16 protein-coding genes are annotated in these 17,704 nt (G+C 66.5%); 10 read left to right on the forward strand and 6 right to left on the reverse strand.

The window, feature by feature from the left end; all coding sequences use genetic code 11:
- Positions 1-310: 310 nt before the first annotated feature.
- Positions 311-586 (forward strand): PadR family transcriptional regulator, encoded by a 276-nt coding sequence (locus EA472_RS10590; RefSeq protein ID WP_124191485.1) that lies wholly within the window; start codon positions 311-313, stop codon positions 584-586.
- Positions 587-1,128: 542 nt separating this feature from the next.
- Positions 1,129-2,136 (forward strand): DUF1616 domain-containing protein, encoded by a 1,008-nt coding sequence (locus EA472_RS10595; RefSeq protein ID WP_124191486.1) that lies wholly within the window; start codon positions 1,129-1,131, stop codon positions 2,134-2,136.
- A gap of 185 nt (positions 2,137-2,321) precedes the next feature.
- Here EA472_RS10595 and EA472_RS10600 read toward each other — a convergent pair whose 3' ends face one another.
- On the reverse strand, positions 2,322-2,858 hold the full coding sequence (locus EA472_RS10600; protein ID WP_124191487.1) for a DUF7344 domain-containing protein: 537 nt from the start codon (positions 2,856-2,858) through the stop codon (positions 2,322-2,324).
- Between the two features lie 428 nt (positions 2,859-3,286).
- On the opposite strand from EA472_RS10600, the gene EA472_RS10605 reads away from it, so the two are divergent.
- From EA472_RS10605 to EA472_RS10625, 5 genes are read left to right on the forward strand one after another with little or no spacing between them, the layout of a single operon-like run.
- Positions 3,287-3,865, forward strand: a complete 579-nt coding sequence (locus tag EA472_RS10605) for an acyltransferase (RefSeq protein ID WP_124191488.1) — start codon at positions 3,287-3,289, stop codon at positions 3,863-3,865.
- Complete coding sequence (locus EA472_RS10610; RefSeq protein ID WP_124191489.1) at positions 3,862-5,097, forward strand: DegT/DnrJ/EryC1/StrS family aminotransferase; 1,236 nt, start codon at positions 3,862-3,864, stop codon at positions 5,095-5,097. Before EA472_RS10605 ends, EA472_RS10610 begins: the two co-directional genes overlap by 4 nt.
- Positions 5,094-6,113, forward strand: coding sequence for a Gfo/Idh/MocA family protein (locus EA472_RS10615; protein WP_124191490.1), 1,020 nt, complete (start codon positions 5,094-5,096; stop codon positions 6,111-6,113). Before EA472_RS10610 ends, EA472_RS10615 begins: the two co-directional genes overlap by 4 nt.
- Positions 6,113-7,573 carry a nucleotide sugar dehydrogenase gene (locus EA472_RS10620; protein WP_124191491.1) on the forward strand — a complete coding sequence of 487 codons (1,461 nt, stop codon included), beginning with the start codon at positions 6,113-6,115 and terminating at the stop codon, positions 7,571-7,573. Before EA472_RS10615 ends, EA472_RS10620 begins: the two co-directional genes overlap by 1 nt.
- Complete coding sequence (locus tag EA472_RS10625; protein WP_124191492.1) at positions 7,566-8,639, forward strand: glycosyltransferase family 2 protein; 1,074 nt, start codon at positions 7,566-7,568, stop codon at positions 8,637-8,639. Before EA472_RS10620 ends, EA472_RS10625 begins: the two co-directional genes overlap by 8 nt.
- A gap of 118 nt (positions 8,640-8,757) precedes the next feature.
- Here the strand turns inward: EA472_RS10625 and EA472_RS10630 are convergent, their stop codons facing one another.
- A complete protein-coding gene (locus tag EA472_RS10630) occupies positions 8,758-9,858 on the reverse strand; it encodes a DUF354 domain-containing protein (RefSeq protein ID WP_124191493.1) in 1,101 nt (366 codons plus the stop codon).
- Positions 9,859-10,034: 176 nt separating this feature from the next.
- Here EA472_RS10630 and EA472_RS10635 point away from each other — a divergent pair, with 176 nt between their 5' ends.
- Positions 10,035-10,952: a glycosyltransferase gene (locus EA472_RS10635; RefSeq protein ID WP_124191494.1), complete on the forward strand. Its 918-nt coding sequence runs from the start codon at positions 10,035-10,037 to the stop codon at positions 10,950-10,952.
- Positions 10,953-11,087: 135 nt separating this feature from the next.
- Here the strand turns inward: EA472_RS10635 and EA472_RS10640 are convergent, their stop codons facing one another.
- The 4 genes from EA472_RS10640 to EA472_RS10655 all read right to left on the reverse strand — a co-directional run bounded on the left by EA472_RS10640 (position 11,088) and on the right by EA472_RS10655 (position 15,335).
- Positions 11,088-12,059, reverse strand: coding sequence for an NAD-dependent epimerase/dehydratase family protein (locus EA472_RS10640; RefSeq protein ID WP_124191495.1), 972 nt, complete (start codon positions 12,057-12,059; stop codon positions 11,088-11,090).
- Positions 12,056-12,988, reverse strand: coding sequence for a DUF362 domain-containing protein (locus tag EA472_RS10645; RefSeq protein ID WP_124191496.1), 933 nt, complete (start codon positions 12,986-12,988; stop codon positions 12,056-12,058). The genes EA472_RS10640 and EA472_RS10645 overlap by 4 nt, the downstream gene beginning before the upstream one ends.
- Complete coding sequence (locus tag EA472_RS10650; RefSeq protein ID WP_124191497.1) at positions 12,988-14,091, reverse strand: Gfo/Idh/MocA family protein; 1,104 nt, start codon at positions 14,089-14,091, stop codon at positions 12,988-12,990. The genes EA472_RS10645 and EA472_RS10650 overlap by 1 nt, the downstream gene beginning before the upstream one ends.
- A gap of 317 nt (positions 14,092-14,408) precedes the next feature.
- Positions 14,409-15,335: a polysaccharide deacetylase family protein gene (locus EA472_RS10655; RefSeq protein WP_124191649.1), complete on the reverse strand. Its 927-nt coding sequence runs from the start codon at positions 15,333-15,335 to the stop codon at positions 14,409-14,411.
- A 297-nt stretch (positions 15,336-15,632) separates the two neighbouring features.
- Here EA472_RS10655 and EA472_RS10660 point away from each other — a divergent pair, with 297 nt between their 5' ends.
- On the forward strand, positions 15,633-17,222 hold the full coding sequence (locus EA472_RS10660; protein WP_124191498.1) for an alkaline phosphatase family protein: 1,590 nt from the start codon (positions 15,633-15,635) through the stop codon (positions 17,220-17,222).
- Positions 17,223-17,298: 76 nt separating this feature from the next.
- A complete protein-coding gene (locus EA472_RS10665; RefSeq protein WP_124191499.1) occupies positions 17,299-17,673 on the forward strand; it encodes a hypothetical protein in 375 nt (124 codons plus the stop codon).
- Positions 17,674-17,704 lie beyond the last annotated feature (31 nt).

A 17,704-nucleotide genomic window follows, 5' to 3' on the forward strand; every position in this document is an offset into this window, starting at 1 on the left:
ACCGAGGGGCAGCAACGCCCGCGAAGGAAGGCTTACCGCTTTCGGAAGGGTCACCTGCGATCAACTGGCGAGCGTCGCTGCAGATCGACCGTTCGTGAACCATCAACCGCGTTTCATGCGCCGGCGTTGGGACTGTCGTCTCCGGTACGCGGGGATCGAGCGGCCCGTGGAGTCGAACGTTCTCGAGCGAGCGTTTTTCACCGGAACGGTCAGTTTCGTAACTGAGACAATACTTGAAAGAAGCTCTAACAAGCCTGTATGATACGGATAACAAATATCTACTCAGTGGAACGGTCACTGTGATTGAGCAATGCACGATCTGACTGGCTTCCAGCGAGATCTGTTGTACGTGATCGCAGGTGCGGATCGACCGTCGGGTCAAACGGTGAAAGACGAGGTGGAAAAGTACTACAGCTCCGAGATCAACCACGGTCGTCTCTACCCGAACCTCGATACGCTCGTCAACAAGGAGCTGGTCGAGAAAGGCCAGCTAGACCGGCGAACGAATTACTACGCGATCACGGACGACGGTCGACAGCGGATCGAAGAGCGACGCGAGTGGGAGGGACAGTACGTCGATTTTTAACACGCTGAAGCCAGTCGTCGCGATCGGCGGAGCTACTGATTCGTTCGAGTCGTCGCGGTAGATTTGTGTGTGGCGATTCGTCCACGACCGAAGTCGTGGGTGTTCGGATCACTGTATACGGCTCGCGTTACCGCCGTCTCACTCGAACGACGGCGACGACGTGAGCCGGGAACCGATACTCCCGGTCGTCGGTTCGGCGCGTTCGCCGCCAACCACCGGACGTTCGGATTCGCCGCGGGCCCGTTTCGTCCGACGAGTAGCTGCTCGCGAACGGACGGTTCTCGAGTACCCAATTCGGTCGAGCCGATAGTTCCTGGTGTGTTGCCGTCTGTGCGGTCGGACAGTCGCGCCGTCGTCCCGCCGGCGACGAGCCACGACGTCCCCTCGCGGGGAATCGATCCGTGCGAGAGAACGGCGGTCCGGCCCGATCGAATAATTCGGGCATAACAAAGCGACCGACCGGGTAATACGAGAGCGACAATGGGATTCGAATCGTTCGTACGCGGTCGAATTGCTGGCCGACGAACCGGGGAACGGCGACGATGAGCTTTCGAGCGGAAACGCGAACCAGGTTGGAGTACGTCCTGTTGTATCCGGTCGATCTCGCAGTCGTCTCGCTCGCGACGGTGCTCGCGTATCTCGTCGTCACGTCGTTTCCCGACGGGAGCGTCGTCCGACTGGCGTTGACGGTCCCGCTCGCGCTGTTTCTCCCCGGCTACGCGTTGACGTCGGTGCTCTTTCCTGCGACGGTCCGTCGCGGGAAAGAGATCGCTTCGACCGATCGCGACCGGCGGATCGGTGGGATCGACGCCGCCGAGCGACTCGGGCTCTCGTTCGTGCTCTCGCTCGCGGTCGTCTCGCTCGTCGTCCTCGTGCTCTCGACGACCGACTGGGGGCTCGGAACGGACCAGACCGCGGCCGGTATCGGACTGCTTACCGTCGGGTTCGCTCAGCTGGGAGTCGTTCGCCGACTTCGACTCCCCGAGTCCGAACGGTTCTCCGTCTCGCCCGTCGCGGCCGCGGGCCGGTACCGACGGGAACACGGCACGCTCGTGACGGTCTCGTCTGCCGTGCTCGCCGTCGCGGTCGCGGCCGCCGTCGGCGCGTTACTCGTCGGCTTTTTCGCCCCGGCGTCCGCAGGCGGCTTTAGCGAGCTCGGACTCTACACGGAGGACGACGACGGCGACCTCGTCGCCGGCGAACTTCCCGACGAGGTGGTTCCCGGCGAATCGGTACCGATCACGATTTCGGTCGAGAACCACGAGGGCGAGCCGGCGAACTACACTGCCGTCGTCCAGCAACAGGTCGTCGACGACGGCACGGTCGAGGAACGAACGCACCTCCAGGACGTCGAACTCGAGTCCGAAGACGGCGAAACGGCGGCCGTAGAACGGGACGTGACGCCGATCGCGTCGGACGGAGAGACCGTCCGCATCAGCGTCCTCCTCTATGCCGACGACGTCCCCACCTCTCCGACGAACGAGAACGCCGACGAGGACGTCTACTTCTGGGTGACGGTCACGGACGAGCCGGAGACCGAGGACGCCTGACGCGACGACGGATCGTCCGTCGCCGTTCGGTGTCGGAACTCCGATTCTCGTTTCGATCGTCACCGTGACGACGCGTATCCGGATCACGCCGACGTCGTCTCGGTCAGCGGCGTCGACCGAGTGCGAATCGACGAGCCGGTGACTCGACGGTCCATCGAGCCGGAGGGACAGTGAGAACGTGGCTGTTATCGACTCGCACGGCCGAGCGGGAACTCGAGGTCGGGCCGTCGCGAGACGTGCTGTACGAGCGAGAGCGCGAGAACGACGAGACAGAGGATGAGCGCCACGACTGCTGCGGCGTCGACCGTCGTCAGACCAGGAACGAGCCAGACGACGCCGAGGGCGATCACGCCGATCGTCGTCACCGCCACGTACAGCCGGTGCCAGGGGCGCTCGCTCCCAAGGTTCCGATCGAGGTACGGTTCGAACACCTCCTCGCTGGGCAGGAGTTCGATCGTGTGCGCCTCGGGGTCCCAGTCGACGATGCCGTGGTCCTCGAGCATCGGCAAGTGCGTCTGGTACAGCGAGATGTACACCCGTCGACGCTGAGTTCGAGTCACCTCGTCCGGCGGCGTGTCGTTCTCCCAGGCGGCGACCTGCTCGACCAGCGGCGCGAGGTCGCAGGAGCCACCTCGCCGTTTCAGGTACTGGACCGTCCGTCGCCTCCGAGCGTTGCTGAACACGTCGAACAGCTCAGCCTGGGTGAACTCGTGTTCAACCATGGGTGCCCTCGCGTTCCCGTGTTGGGTTCCGATCGGATGTGTTCGGATACCTCACAGCACGGATTCCCACACCCCGACCCTTTACTATCGCACGGCTACCCCAACGAAAGCGATTTGTACCGGTTAGCACTCGTGACTGACGTCTAATCCGACGTTTCCGCTGGGCTGAACGACGCAAACCCTGAAATCGGACGGTACCGGGGCCAGGTGATCGGGGTGGGGTCACACCGTCACGGAGGCTGTAGTTCCCGGCTACGGACCCGTCAAGGCAGGGATAACAAAACCTCGTTACCGGCTGTATCAGGACGATTCCCTTCCGGGTATCGAGCAACGATGACACAGTACGACAACCGACGACGACTACGAGTTCGACCGCGGACGTCTCCGTTCCCGACTCGGTTCGGACGCGGTTACGGGGGTGTATCGTGATGGGAGAACTGGTCCACGGCGACGACTGTACCATCGACGACGACGTGACGATCGGCTACGGCGAGTTCGACGAGCCGACTCGGATCGGGCGGAACGCAACCATCCGGTCGGGCTCGATCGTTTACGCCGACGTGACGATCGGCGATCGGTTCTCGACCGGTCACGACGTGCTGATCCGCGAATCGACCACGATCGGCGACGACGTGCTCGTCGGAACCAAGACGGTCGTCGACGGCAAGACGACGATCGGATCGCGCGTCAGCCTCCAGACGAACGTCTACGTGCCGACCGAGACCACGATCGGCGACGACGTTTTCGTCGGTCCCGGTGCCGTCCTGACGAACGACGAGTATCCCGTCAGGACCGACGACGGTCTCGAGGGGCCGACGATCCAGGACGGCGCGTCGATCGGTGCGAACGCGACGTTACTGCCCGGCGTCACCGTGGGGGAGAACGCGTTCGTCGCGGCCGGCGCCGTCGTCGCGGACGACGTTCCGCCGAACCGCCTGGCACTCGGCGCGCCCGCGAGCCACGAGTCGCTTCCCGAACCGCTGGAGGGGACGAATCAGATCGCATGACCGATACGATCGACACCGAGACGGAAGCCGACGCCGAGACGAGAACCCCGACGGACGGCACGTCGACGGACGGCGGGACCGATGCCGTCGATTCGGACGAACGCGTCCAGCCGCGACGTGACGACGGCGGCGTCTCCATCGCCGATCCCGACGTGAGTACGTCCGCGCTGGGTCGGATCGAGTCGGTCCTCGAGAGCGGCGACCTCGCCGACGGCTCCGAAGTTCGGCGGTTCGAATCGGCGTTCGCGACGTACTGCGGGACCGACCACGCGGTGGCGACCTCGAACGGCACGACCGCGTTACACGCCGCACTCGAGGCGTTCGGCGTCGAGGAGGGCGACGCGGTCGTCACGTCGTCGTTCTCGTTCGTCGCGAGCGCGAACGCGATCAGACTCGCCGGGGCGACGCCGGTGTTCGCCGACGTCGATCCCGACACGTACACGATCGATCCGGCCGACGTCGAGCGAATCCTCGCGAACCGAGACGACGTCGTCGGCCTCCTTCCGGTTCACCTCTACGGGCTCGCTGCCGACATGAACGCGCTGTGCGATCTCGCGGACGACCGCGACCTGTTCGTCCTCGAGGACGCCTGTCAGGCCCACGGCGCGGAGATCGACGGCGATCGCGTCGGGGGCCTCGGCGACGCGGCGTGTTTCTCGTTCTATCCGACGAAGAACATGACGACCGGCGAGGGCGGAATCGTCACCACGGACCGCGACGACGTCGCCCGTCGGATCGCGAGCTACGTCAACCACGGCAGAGCGGAGACAGGGACCGGCGACTACGATCACGTCCGTCTCGGACACAACTACCGGATGACCAGTCTCGCCGCCGCGATCGGGCGCACGCAGCTCGAGCGTCTCCCCGAGTTCAACGCGAACCGTCGGGAGAACGCCGCGTACTACGACGAGCGGTTGCGCGATAGCCCGATCGAGACGCCCACCGTGCCGGACGGGTACCGACACGTCTACCACCAGTACACGATCGAAACCGACGATCGAGCGGGGCTCGCGGAGGCGCTCGAGGCGCGGAACGTGGACGCGGCGGTCTACTACGATACGCCGATTCACAGACAGCCGGCCTACGAGACGGTCAGCACCGCAGCGGCGACGCTCCCCCGGACCGAGCGGGCGACAGAGCGCGTCCTCTCGCTGCCCGTTCACCCGGGTCTCTCGGAACGCGACCTGGAGACGGTCGTCGACGCGGTTTTCGACGCACTCGATTCCCAATGAGTACGGAACGATCACCTTTCGGATCACGACCGGTGCGCGCCGGCGTCATCGGCGTCGGCGCGATGGGCGAAAATCACGCGCGAGTGTACAGCGAGCTTCGCGACGTCGACCTCGTCGGCGTCGCCGATCGGCAGACGGAGCTGGCAGAGCGCGTCGCGGACGAGTACGGAACGACGCGACTATCGATGGACGAGTTACTCGAGCGGTGTGACGCGGTGACGGTCGCCGTGCCGACCCACGCCCACTACGAGGTGGTCACGAGCTGTCTCGCGGCGGGCGTCCACGTGCTGGTCGAGAAGCCGATCGCCGAGACGATCGAGGAGGGCCGAACGATGGCGAAGCGTGCCGACGATGCCGGACTCGTCCTGCAGGTCGGTCACATCGAGCGGTTCAACCCCGCGGTCCGGACCGTGCACGAACTGATCGACGACCTGGACGTGATCAGCCTCGAGGCCGAGCGTCTCGGTCCGCCGACCGACCGATCGGCGCTGGGCAACGTCGTCTTCGACCTGATGGTCCACGACGTCGACATCGTCGGATCGGTGCTCGAGGAAGAGCCAGCGCCGATCACGGCGATGGGAGCCGACGACGGGCGGTACGCGACCGCGACGATGGGGTACGGCGACGTCGTCGCCACGCTGACCGCGAGTCGCGTGACCCAGAAGAAGGTTCGAAAGCTCACGGTCACCGCCCGCGAGTGTCTCCTCGAAGTCGACTACCTGGAGCAGTCGGTGTTGATCCACCGGGACTCGTACCCCGAGTACCTCGTCGACGACGGACAGCGTCGGTACCGACACGAGAGCGTCGTCGAACGGCCACGCGTCGACAACGGCGAGCCGCTTCGTCACGAACTCGAGTCGTTCGTCGAGGCGGTTCGGACCGGTTCGACGCCAGAGGTGACTGCCGAAGACGGCATCGACGCGCTCGAGACCGTCCAGCGGATCGACGCGATCGTCTCGGACGAAGCGCCGCCGCGAGAGCGCACCGGCGAGCGAGAGCGCGAGGTGGAAGCCTGATGGACGGTTCTGTCGCTCTCTACGGCTCGAGTCGCGCCGAGGATCGACAGCGCGAGCTGCTGACGAGCGGGCGAGTTCCCGTCGCCGTCTACGGACTCGGGAAGATGGGGCTTCCGCTTGCGGCCGTCTACGCGGAGACGACGGGGAACGTGACCGGCGTCGACGTCGATCCCGAAGTCGTCGAGACGGTCGACGACGGCCACTGCCACGTCGTCGGAGAGCCGGGACTCGATGACCTCGTGGCCGACCAGGTCGCCGCCGGTCGACTCGAGGCGACGACGGACGGGCCCGCCGCCGCCGAACGCGCGCGGATCCACGTCGTCATCGTTCCGACGCTGCTCGACGATCGGCGCGATCCCGACCTCTCGACCGTCGAGGCCGTGACCGACGACGTCGCCGCCGGTCTCGACCCGGGGGATCTGGTGATCGCCGAATCCACGCTGCCGCCGGGAACCTGTCGCGACGTGCTCCGCCCGCACCTCGCGAGCGAGAGCGGACTCGGTCCCGACGAGTTCGGCGTCGCGTTCTGTCCGGAACGCACCTCCTCGGGGACGGCGCTGCGCGACGTTCGTGGACACTATCCCAAGGTCGTCGGCGGCGTCGACGACGAGAGCACGCGCGCAGCCACCGTCGTCTACGACGCGCTCTCGAGCAACGACGTCCACCCCGTCTCCGACGCGACGACCGCCGAAGCGGTGAAGGTGTTCGAAGGTGTGTATCGCGACGTCAACATCGGCCTGGCGAACGAGCTCGCCCGGCTGGCGGACGAACTCGGCATCTCCGTCAGGGAGGCGATCGAGACGGCCAACGACCTGCCGATGTGTCAGCTCCACGATCCCGGCCCCGGCGTCGGCGGTCACTGCATCCCGTACTACCCGTACTTCCTGCTGTCGACGATGGACGAACCGATGCGGCTGACGCGGACGGCACGCGCCGTCAACGACGAGATGCCGGCGGTCGTCGTCGACCGGCTGGCGGACGCCCTCGCCGCCGTCGACGACGACGTTTCGGACGCGTCCGTGCTCGTTCTCGGGCTCACCTATCGGCCGGGCGTCGAGGAGACCAGGGCGTCTCCGGCGCTCGACGTCGTCGCTGAACTGTCGGAGCGGGGTGCGGACGTCGCCGGCGTGGACCCGCTCGTCGATCCCTCCGAGTACGGCGCTCGGCCGGTCGCGCTCGAGGAGATCGGCGAGGAATCGTTCGACGCCGCCGTGGTCGTGACCCCTCACGAGGAGTTCGACCGGATCGAGTGGGGCGCGCTCGAGTCGATGGTCGTCGTCGACGCGCGGGACGCGCTCGACCTCTCGGGGACGGACCACCGCGTCTACACGCTCGCCGGGTCGACCGACGGTCGACCGCCGTCCGACGGCAGCGATGCCGACGGACTCGATCGGATATCGTCGACGCCGTCTCCCGACCCGGCCGGTGCCCGGCGCACCGACGGAGGTGACGATGTATAAGGGGCGGACCGTCGCCGTCGTCGTCACGGCCTACGACGAGGCGGCGTTCGTCGGACAGGTGATCGAGACTGTGCCGGAGTTCGTCGATCGGATCTACGCCGTCGACGACGCCTCGCCCGACGACAGCTGGGACGTGATCCAGCAGACGGCCTCGCGGATCAACGCGGCCGTCGAGCCCGAGCGGGCGGTCGCGGACGGCGGCGACGGCCGGCGCGTGGTTCCGATCCGTCACGAGGAAAATCGAGGCTACGGCGCGGCCGTCAAGACCGGCTACGAGCGAGCCGCCGAGGACGGCATCGACGTCGTGGCGGTGATGAACGGCGACGGGCAGATGGATCCCGCCATTCTCGACCGGATCATCGACCCGGTCGTCTCGGGCGAAGCGGACTACGCCAAGGGGAACCGGCTGCTCCACCCCGACGACAGAGACGGCATGTCGGCGTTCCGGCTGCTCGGCAACGCGATGCTCACCGGCCTCTCGAAGTTCGCCTCGGGATACTGGACGATCGGCGACCCCCAGAACGGTTACACCGCTATCTCGCGCGAGACGATCGAGCAACTCGACCTCGAGTCGATCACCGACCAGTACGGCTTTCTCAACCACATCCTGACCCACCTCAACCTCAACGGCTGTCGCATCGCCGACGTCTCGATGTCGGCGATCTACGGGGACGAAGAGAGCAGCATCAGGTACGTGCCGTTCGTCCGGTACGTCTCGTTGCTGTTGCTTCAGAGCTTCCTGTGGCGGCTCAAACGCCGGTACGTCGTCGAGGGATTTCACCCCGCCGTCGTCTTCTACGGGACGGCCGCGTCCGGCCTCGCCGGCGGGGTCGTGGGGTTCGTCGGCGCGTTAGGGCGGACCGCCCGCGGCAAGGACGGCTTCTCGAGCGTCCTACTTTCGTTCGTCGCCGTCCTCCTCGGTCTCGTCGCGCTCGGGATCGCGATCTCGCTGGACGCCGAGGAGAGCGAGTCGCTCGAGGTGACCTACTACGAGCGAAGCGACGAACGGGAGGAAGGCGAGCGACCGACCGAGCCGCCGATCCGGACGCGCCAGTCGATGGACTGATCCGATCGCGGACTCGCTCGCCCGTTCGTCGAGCTTTTTACCGGCTCGAGCGGAGAATTCGCCTCGAGTGGGACCACGATTCTCCGACGCGCGACCGTGCAGGTCGTGGAGGCGAACGCTACGTCGACGCCGACCGCGGCCGGAGCGCTCGCCGCGTCGATCGGTCGACGGCTTCGAGCGATCCCTTCGCCTCCGCCACGTCGACGAGCAGGTCGGTGAGATCGACGAGGTCCCCGACGTACTCGCGTCGCCGTCGCTGCCACCGGTCGTCGGCCGACTCGTCGGTCAAGAGTTCGATCGCGCGCTCGCGGACTGCCGCGTACTCGTCGAACTGCTCGGCGAGCCCCACGCGCTCGAGTTCGGCGAACTCGCCGTACTCGTGGTCGTCGGTGCCGCGAAAGCGAAGCGCGGGCGTCCCCAGCAGCGCTGCCTCGTTGATCATCGTCCCGGTGTCGGCGACCAGCAGCGCCGCCTCGGCCATCGCGTCGTGGATCAGCGCCGGGTGGAGGTCGTACGGCCGGGCCGGTAGCTCGGCGAGGTCCATCCCGCCGCCCTCGTCGGAGACGAACACCGTCGCGTGCCGGCTCAGCCGCTCGATGAGGTCTCGCCGCTGCCGTCGGCCGAAGCCCTCGAGTCCGGCGTCGTGGAGCGCGTCGAGGGCGTTGAAGCGAACCAGCGCGTACCGCTCGTCCGATCCGACGCCGAGGTAGTCGCGGACGGCCCGATCCGGTTCGAACACCGCAGGGTGGAGGTAGGCGCACTCCTTGAATCCGTCGAAGGTGTAGTGGTCGTCGCCCAGGTCGCGGCGGGTGACCGCCGGCGAGAGGATGCAGGTCGCAAACGGCCGCGAGACCGTGTGGTTGAAGTCGCCTGGCTCGTCGTCGAGAACGAGCACGACCGGCGAGCGGGTGATCGTCCCCGCCAGCGCGGCGTACGGCCCCCGACCGAAGACGACGTCCGGCCGAAAGCGCGTCGCTTCGGCCGCGATCCGGCCGGCCTGTCCGGCGAACTCGCGCGCGAGTCGCACCTTCGACGACGCGGCGGTGTCGTGTGCGCCGTAGCGCCGGTAGGGAAGCCCGAAGAACTCGAGTAAGTCGGTCGTACAGGCGTACTCGCGGGTCAGGACGAGGACCTCGTGGCCCGCCTCCTCGAGTCTCGATACGGCGTGGCGATACAGATGGACGTGCGCGGGCGTGTTGGCGAAGACCAGAATCCGCATCGAGTCGACGTTGTCGACGAGCGCGCTTTGTAATCGTACACGTACACGCGAACGAGGGGACGGGGCCGAAACGACCGGCGTGAACCGTCGCTCGACGAACGACGCGTCACCGTGACGCGTCGGAAAAAGCGAGGAATAACAAAATCTCGGCGGACGATTCGACCGGATAGACCGAGATGCACGTCCTCACGCTGACGACGAACGCCGATGCGCCGTTCATGAACGAGCAGATGCGCGTGCTGGAGCGACGCGGCGTCTCCTTTTCGACGCTGTCGGTCTCGGGCGACGGACGTGCGGGACGCTCGCGGACGCCGGCGGACTACCTCCGATTTCTCCCGTCGGTGGTTCGCGAGTCGGCGAACGGCTACGACCTGATCCACGCTCACTACGGACTGACCGCGCCGATGGCGCTCGCACAGCTTCGCAAGCCGGTCGTCCTCTCGCTGTGGGGGTCGGACGTCTTCGGTCCCGTCGAACCGCTCAGTCGCGCTTGCGTCCCCTTCTGCGACGAGGTGATCGTCATGTCCGACGAGATGCGCCGGTACCTGGGACGCGACTGCGTCGTCATCCCCGACGGCATCGACCTCGAGAAGTTCCGCCCCGAGCCCGGGGATCGGGCTCGCCAGGAGGTCGGCTGGGCCGACGACGAACACCACGTCCTCTTTCCCTACACGCCCGAGCGAGAGGTGAAGAACTATCCGCGGGCCCGCCGCGTCGTCAACGCGGTCAACGGACTGATCGATCGCCCCGTTCGACTCCACACGGTGTACGGCGTCGATCACGACCTCGTGCCGACGTACATGAACGCCGCGGACGCGCTGCTTTTGACCTCCGACAGCGAGGGATCGCCCAACTCGGTCAAGGAAGCGCTGGCCTGTAACCTGCCCGTCGTCTCGACCGACGTCGGCGACGTCGCGTCGCGCCTCGGGGGGGTCGAACCGTCCCGCGTCGCGACCAGCGACGAGGAGTTGATCGAGGGGCTCAGGGCGATCCTCGAGTCCGGCGAACGATCGAACGGCCGGGAGAACGCCAGGGAGATCAGCATCGACCGCTCGGCCGAGCGAATGCTCGAGGTCTACGAGCGGGTCGTTTGAGACATCCGCTGAACCGATCTCCCGTCGGAGGATCGGTGATCGCTGGCGGAGGCCAGTACGCCGTCGATCGTCGACTGGTGAGCGAAATCGAACCCCGGAGCGTTATTTCGCCCACGGATTCAGGCCAAAAAGCCGCTAACGATACTGCTCGCGGTACCACGCCATCGTCTCCGGTAGGTGCGACTCGAGTGGCTCGTACTCGTAGCCGAGTTGCTCGTGGGCCTTTCTCGAGGTGTAAAACAGTCGCTGGGTCGCCAGCCTCGCCATCTTCCGATCGAAGGGGAACACCTGTCGGCCGGTCACGGTCCCGACCGCAGCGGCGACGGGTCCGGCGGCGCGGATCGCGGTCGACGGGACCGGAACGCGGGCCGGCGATCCGTCCGCGTGGTCCGCGATTCGTGCGACAGCCCGATCGTAGGTGAGGTTCTCGCCGCCGAGGATGTAGTGCTCGCCGCGACCGCCGCCGTCGTAGGCCGCGAGCAGTCCGTCGACGACGTCCGAGACGCCGACGATGCTCAGTCCGCCGGGGAGGTACGCCGGCATGGTCGGCTCGAGGCCCATCGCCAGCAGTTGCGGCGTGAAGGAGTCGTCTCCGGGACCGAAGATCGAGGTCGGGTGGACGGTGACGGCGTCGCCGCCCGTCTCCGCGTAGCGGTCGACGAGCTCCTCGGCCGCCGCCTTCGAAGACTGGTAAGCGCCGATCGGCTCGGCCACGTCGGATTCGTCCGCGACCACGGCGGAGCCGTTCGTTCGTCGAGTTCCCGCGGTGCTGGTGAACACCACGCGCCCCGCGTCGCACGCACGGCAGGCCTCGAGGACGTTTTCGGTTCCGTCTCGGTTGACTCGCTCGACGGTGTCCGGGTCGGCGCTCCAGAGACCGACGCCGGCGAGGTGAAAGATCGCGTCGGCCCCGTCGACGAGCGGTTCCAGCGTCCGGCGGTCGAAGAGGTCGCCGACGTACCAGTCGATTCCGTCGAGACCGTCGCGATCCGACGAGGGACGGCTGAGTCCGCGGACGTCCCAGCCGTCCTCGCGGAGGCGTTCGCAGAGGTGCCTCCCGAGAAATCCCGTCGCTCCCGTCACCGCCGCCGTCTGGCCCGTCGTCATCGTCCTCCCTCTAGCTGCGGCGGGACGGCGTCGCGACCGACGGCCGCGTAGAGGCGGTACGCCGCGGTGACGGCCGGGTGTGCGTCGCCGGTCGCCGGCAACCGTCCGCCGGAGAGACGATCTCGAATCGACTCGACGTCGACGGCACCGGAACCGATTCGTTCGATCTCGACCGGCGGTTCGGTTTCGAGCGTCGGTTTCAGGACGGGATCTTCGTCGATCGATCGGCCGAGCAGCGACGCCCCGACCGCGTCGACGGACGCCGCCGGTCCGGCGAAGACGGCGTTCGTCGCGTGCGGATCGTCGCCGTAGGCCGTCGTCGCGTCGAGCACCGCGAGCGCAGGCTCGATCGCGTCCGCCGCGGCGATCGTCGCCTCGGGCGAGCCGTCCGACCGGTCGTCGAAGCGCGAGAGCGTCCGCGTTACACCCGCGAACTGCCCCGTCCGGGTTGGCCGAAGCGTCGGGACGACGATCACCCGCTCGTCGAGCAGCCGCGTCGGGATGGACGTCGAGACCGACCGACCGCCGACGTCGCGAACGACGGTCGTCCGCGGTTCGTCCGCGGGATCGAACAGCGCCGCGTCGAATCGATCGACCAGTTCGGGGTAACCCAGGAACGCGGCCGTTCGATCGACGTCGACGTGCTCGCTTCCGGCGACGGCGACGGAGAGATCGGTCCCGGTACGATCCGTCAGAAACCGGCAGATCGCACCGACTACGGCGGGATCGGTCACCACGCCCGTCGACGGGTGGAACGGGTAGTGTGCGTCCGGGACGATGGTGACGCCGTCGTCGTCGGCGACGATCGAGTCCGCGGTTGCCTCGAGGACGGCTTCGACCGGTCGGGCGAACGCGGCCGTGCGCTCGCGAACGTCCGGCGTCCAGCCGCCGGATTCGTCCGCGGCCGCAACGCACACACGTCGATCCATTACAGCGTCACCTCCGACGACTCGAGTTCCTCGTCGTCGGTTCGAGTGGCACGCTCGTACGCCTCCTCGGTCAGCTCGAGCGTTCGTCGGCCGTCCTCGCCGTCGACCGGCGGCGACGATCCCGCTCGGACGCTCTCCAGAAAGTCGGCAAGGGCGTCGTAGTGCGCCCGGAGATAGAACGTCGGACCGAAGACGTCGGGTTCGTCGCCGGTCGCGCGGGTCGCGACGTTCGTGAGAGCCGATTTGGCCGCGCTCGCGTAGAAGTTCTCCGGCAGGTGGTCCTCGTTGCTGATCGTTCCCGCGATCCCCTCGAGTCGCAACTGCGTGTTGACCTCCGGCAGTTCCTCCCACTGGTAAGAGCCGCAGTGTAGCGAGATGATCGTCTCGGTCTCCGGTGCGCGAAGAAGGACGGTCGCCGCGTCCTCGACCGGGAGATCGAGCGTGCCGTCGATCGCCGCGCACTCTACCTCGAGATCGCCGAACAGCCACCTGAGAACGTCGAAACAGTGAATGCCGAGTTCGAGCAGCGATCCGCCGCCGGCCGCGTCAGGGTCGAGCGCCCACTCCGGCGGCGCGTCCCGGGCCGGAGGTCGACCCAGCGGCCCGTCGTTCAGGCGCGTGATCGAGGCGTAGGGGACGTGGCCGACGGTTCCGTCGTCGTAGTCCGTCTTCACGCCTTTCATATCGGGCTGGTAGCGCAGCGTGTGATCGACGCCGACGGCAATCCCGGCCGCGTCTGCGGCCTCGAGCAGCCGGTCCGCCTCAGCCGTCGAACGCGCCAGCGGCTTCTCAACGAAGACGTCGACGTCGTTCGCTGCGGCGACTTCGACCGCGTCGGCGTGAAGAAAGGGTGGGAGCGCGACGACCGCCGCATCCAGCTCTTCGGACTCGAGAAGCGTCGCGTAGTCCTCGTACGTCCGCGAGACCCCGGCCCGCTCCGCCCGGTTTCGGTTCTCCGGGGCGGCGTCCGCCACAGCGAGAACGTCGACGTTCGCCATCGCGAGCGCCGACTTCAGATGGACCATGCCGATGTTTCCAATCCCGAGAACGCCGATGTCGAGCGTCCCCGAATCGGAGTCTCGGCCGAGAAGTGTCGTATTCATCCGTGCGAGTGGGGGTCCTCGGCGGGCTTTGTTATCATCGTCGTACAGTCGACCGGCCGAAACGGCCGTCGTCTCCGCGGTCGATTCCCGCTGTGTACCGATCGACGACGCGGTGAACGTTCTCGTTCGACGACCCGATCACCGACGCTACCGTGGGTAACTGCGCGATACAGAACGAGTCCCGTCCGTCTCGTTTTTCCCGGCCGCGAAACCGTTCGACGAGGCGAACGGTTCGAACCGTCGTCGAACGCACTGTCGGACCGAGCGCCGACTGCTCATCGATCACGCCGCCGATCTATCCGCTCGCGGTGCGTCGATCACGCCGTGACCGTTCCGCCGTCGACGCTTCCGCGAGCACGGAGGCGACGCGCGACGTCGGCCATCGTCTCCACCGTGAGATCGGTTTCGGCGCGCCGGCGATCGACGTACTCGAGGATCGCACGCATCCGCTCGTCGTCTCGCTCGTGGGTCAGGTTGTTCGGGTGGAGCCAGAGATGACACACTCCGTCGTTTCGGATCGCCTCGTCGATCCCCGTCCGCGCCTGAGCGACCATGGGATCTCGCCAGACTGCTTCCGCGACCGTTCTCGCCGGTCCCTCGAAGCCGAACAGGAACAGCGACGCCGGGACGTTCACCAGGCCGTACTCGTCGACCGTCGGCTCGACCAGCAGCGATCGATTTCGGACGGTCGAATCGACGATCCCCCGAACGCCGTCTCCGGTGGGCGATCGCCCACGGTAGGCGCTGATGCCGTACTCGGCGAGGACGTCGCGGTGTCCGACGTCGTTTCGCGGGTAGACGAACGACTCGACGGTCTGACCCCAGTCGGCGGCGATCTCTGCGCTTCGCTCGAGTTCGGCGGCCGCGAGTTCGCGGTCGGTCTCGGGCCGTCCGAAGAGGACGTGCGAAAACGAGTGACTGGCGAACTCGTGGTCGACGTCGGCCTCGAGGAGGTCGGCGACGAGGTCGCGTCCGAATCGCAGATCCTCGCGGTCGCGCCACTCTGTTCTCTCGCGTTCGAACCAGCCCTCGGGGGCCGGGTGATCGGCGTGGACGCCGTCACAGGAGTCGAGCATGAGGTGGCCGACGACCGCCCACGTCGCGGGGACGTCGTACTCGTCGAGCAACTCGAGCAGCGCGGGCCAGCCACGTCGGCCGGCTTCGACCCGCTCGCTCGGGAGCGTCTCGAAGTCGTGAAATCCCCAGCCGAGCTCGGCGTCGATCGAGAGCACGACGCTACCCACGTCGTCCACCACGCGCTCCGGTCATACCCCGGGAAATTCGACGGGACGGTTTTGTTATTGGTTCCTTTTGTGCGAACGAAGCCGGACGTCAGCCGGGATACCCGTCGGCGAGCCGATCGCGACGGCCCCCTCGAACGGAGACTCGGCGGTAATCGTCTCGAACGGACGAACGTCCGACGGACGCGAACGGAAAGCGGATCGAACAGCGCGTCTTCCCCGTCGGGGACGGTCTGAACACTCCCTATAACAAAGCGCACGTCGAGCTATCTCCACGACAGCAGGCTTCTCAGTACAATCATGAGCGGACTTACTACTTCGTCCGAGCGAGCGTTCGTGCTCGGACTCGACGGCGTGCCGTGGAGGCTCATCGAACAGTGGAGCGACGAGGGCGAGCTGCCCAACTTCGCACGAATGCGCGAGGACGGTGCCTCGGGACCGCTCGTGAGCACCAGCCCGCCCACGACGCCGCTGGCGTGGCCCTCGATCGCGACCGGCGTCTGGCCCGATAAGCACGGAATTTACGGATTTCAGAACCTCTCTCGGGAGTACTCCCACGAGATGTACACGAGCCGCGATTTCAAACAGCCGACGCTCTGGGAGTTGCTCTCGCCCGCTCACGTCGGGAACGTTCCGATGACGTATCCGGTGCGCGAAATCGACGGAACGATGGTCGCGGGGATGATGACGCCCTCGACGGAGCGGGAGTTTACACACCCCGCGGATCTCGGCGACGACATCGACGCGCGGATTCCGGACTACCGGATCAGCCTGGATTATCCCAAGTACGCAAACAGACTCGACGACTTCGAGGAAGCCGTCGGCGGTATGCTCGAGAACCGACGCGAGTTGATGCGTCTGCAGATGGACCGTGCGGGTGACGACTGGGAGCTGTTCTTTTTCGTCTACACCGCACCCGATCGGTTTCAGCACCTGATCTGGGACGACGATCGCCTTCTCGAGCACTACCGAAAACTCGACGACCTGCTGGGGGAGGTCCTGGCGTACACCGATCGCCACGACAGCGACCTCTACGTCGTCTCCGACCACGGCTTCGGGCCGATCCACCAGCTCGTCTTCGTCAACCACGTTCTCGAGCGTGAGGGGTACCTCTTCAGGCGCGAAGATCAGGGAACGAGGGGGGCGCTCGCGAGTCTCGGTATCTCGCGCGACCGCATCACGAACGCTCTCGAACGGGTCGGCATCTCCGAAGAGATGCTCATCTCGACGTTACCCCGGGGGCTCGTCGACTCGGTCGCAGAACAGATCCCGGGCGATCACGCGCTCTACGACGTCGACTTCGATCGGACCGTCGCGTTCGTCCACGACGCCGGCAACTGCTACGTCAACGACACCGACCGCTTCGAAAACGGGGTCGTCTCCCCGATGGACGTCCCGGACGTGAAAGCGGAACTCGTGTCCGTCTTCGAGTCCGTCACCGACGAGAACGGTCGATCGGTGCTCTCGGTCGAGGACGGAGACGAACTGTTCCCGACGGACGACGAGTCGCCGGATCTGATCGTCAACGGCGTCGACGGTTACGAGTCTCGCACCGCGATCACGGACCGGGTGTTCGGCGACACGGGGACGTACGCCGCGAGCCATCGATCGCAGGGGATCGTCCTCTGTCACGGCCCTTCGATCGATCCAGGTGCGACGCTTCGGGGGGCACGGGTGGTCGACGTCGCGCCGACGCTGTTGCACGGAATCGGCCAGCCCGTTCCCGACAACGTCGACGGCCGAGTGCTGTTCGACGCGTTCCGCTCGGACGCGACGCCGTCGCGAACGAAAGTCGAGCGAACGAGCGTCTCCCGACGCGAGCGCGACGACGTCGACGACGACTTCACCGACGTCGAGAATCGCCTGAAGGGGCTCGGGTACATGGAGTAACGGCGCGATCTCGCAGGGAGTCGTGGCGCGATTTCGCAAGCAAGAGCGTTACCGGCGTCCTCGGCGAACGGCGAACATGGTCGACGAAGACCTCGAGCTCGAGCGCGACCTCGGTAGCGCGACGATCGTCTACGAGGATCCGGACGACGGAACGGTGAGGAAGTCGGTGCCGAACGAACACGTCGCGTACTTCCAGGATCACTGGATCGTCAAAACGGACGAAGACGAGCAAGGTAACGACATCGTTCGTCGGATTCCCGCAAAGCGCGTCCACTACGTCGAGCGCTCGGTCGAGCAGTTCGAAGAGGAAGTACAGACGCTCGTGGATCAGGTACAGTCGTTCGCGTCCGAACTGCGGACGAAGATTCCGGTGGGCGGCGATCGAAGCGAGCGCGACGAGGACGTCCATCCGATCGAGATCGGACTGGACGAGGACGACGAACGCGAGTAGCCGAGAACGCGGATGGAGACGGAACCGTCGG

It is taken from the genome of Natrarchaeobius oligotrophus, from assembly GCF_003841465.1.
Taxonomy (GTDB): Archaea; Halobacteriota; Halobacteria; order Halobacteriales; family Natrialbaceae; genus Natrarchaeobius; species Natrarchaeobius oligotrophus.

Coding starts and splice junctions, on each gene's coding strand:
- EA472_RS10590 (WP_124191485.1), top strand. CDS start 311: ATGCACGATCTGACTGGCTTCCAGCGAGATCTGTTGTACGTGATCGCA.
- EA472_RS10595 (WP_124191486.1), top strand. CDS start 1,129: ATGAGCTTTCGAGCGGAAACGCGAACCAGGTTGGAGTACGTCCTGTTG.
- EA472_RS10600 (WP_124191487.1), bottom strand. CDS start 2,858: ATGGTTGAACACGAGTTCACCCAGGCTGAGCTGTTCGACGTGTTCAGC.
- EA472_RS10605 (WP_124191488.1), top strand. CDS start 3,287: ATGGGAGAACTGGTCCACGGCGACGACTGTACCATCGACGACGACGTG.
- EA472_RS10610 (WP_124191489.1), top strand. CDS start 3,862: ATGACCGATACGATCGACACCGAGACGGAAGCCGACGCCGAGACGAGA.
- EA472_RS10615 (WP_124191490.1), top strand. CDS start 5,094: ATGAGTACGGAACGATCACCTTTCGGATCACGACCGGTGCGCGCCGGC.
- EA472_RS10620 (WP_124191491.1), top strand. CDS start 6,113: ATGGACGGTTCTGTCGCTCTCTACGGCTCGAGTCGCGCCGAGGATCGA.
- EA472_RS10625 (WP_124191492.1), top strand. CDS start 7,566: ATGTATAAGGGGCGGACCGTCGCCGTCGTCGTCACGGCCTACGACGAG.
- EA472_RS10630 (WP_124191493.1), bottom strand. CDS start 9,858: ATGCGGATTCTGGTCTTCGCCAACACGCCCGCGCACGTCCATCTGTAT.
- EA472_RS10635 (WP_124191494.1), top strand. CDS start 10,035: ATGCACGTCCTCACGCTGACGACGAACGCCGATGCGCCGTTCATGAAC.
- EA472_RS10640 (WP_124191495.1), bottom strand. CDS start 12,059: ATGACGACGGGCCAGACGGCGGCGGTGACGGGAGCGACGGGATTTCTC.
- EA472_RS10645 (WP_124191496.1), bottom strand. CDS start 12,988: ATGGATCGACGTGTGTGCGTTGCGGCCGCGGACGAATCCGGCGGCTGG.
- EA472_RS10650 (WP_124191497.1), bottom strand. CDS start 14,091: ATGAATACGACACTTCTCGGCCGAGACTCCGATTCGGGGACGCTCGAC.
- EA472_RS10660 (WP_124191498.1), top strand. CDS start 15,633: ATGAGCGGACTTACTACTTCGTCCGAGCGAGCGTTCGTGCTCGGACTC.
- EA472_RS10665 (WP_124191499.1), top strand. CDS start 17,299: ATGGTCGACGAAGACCTCGAGCTCGAGCGCGACCTCGGTAGCGCGACG.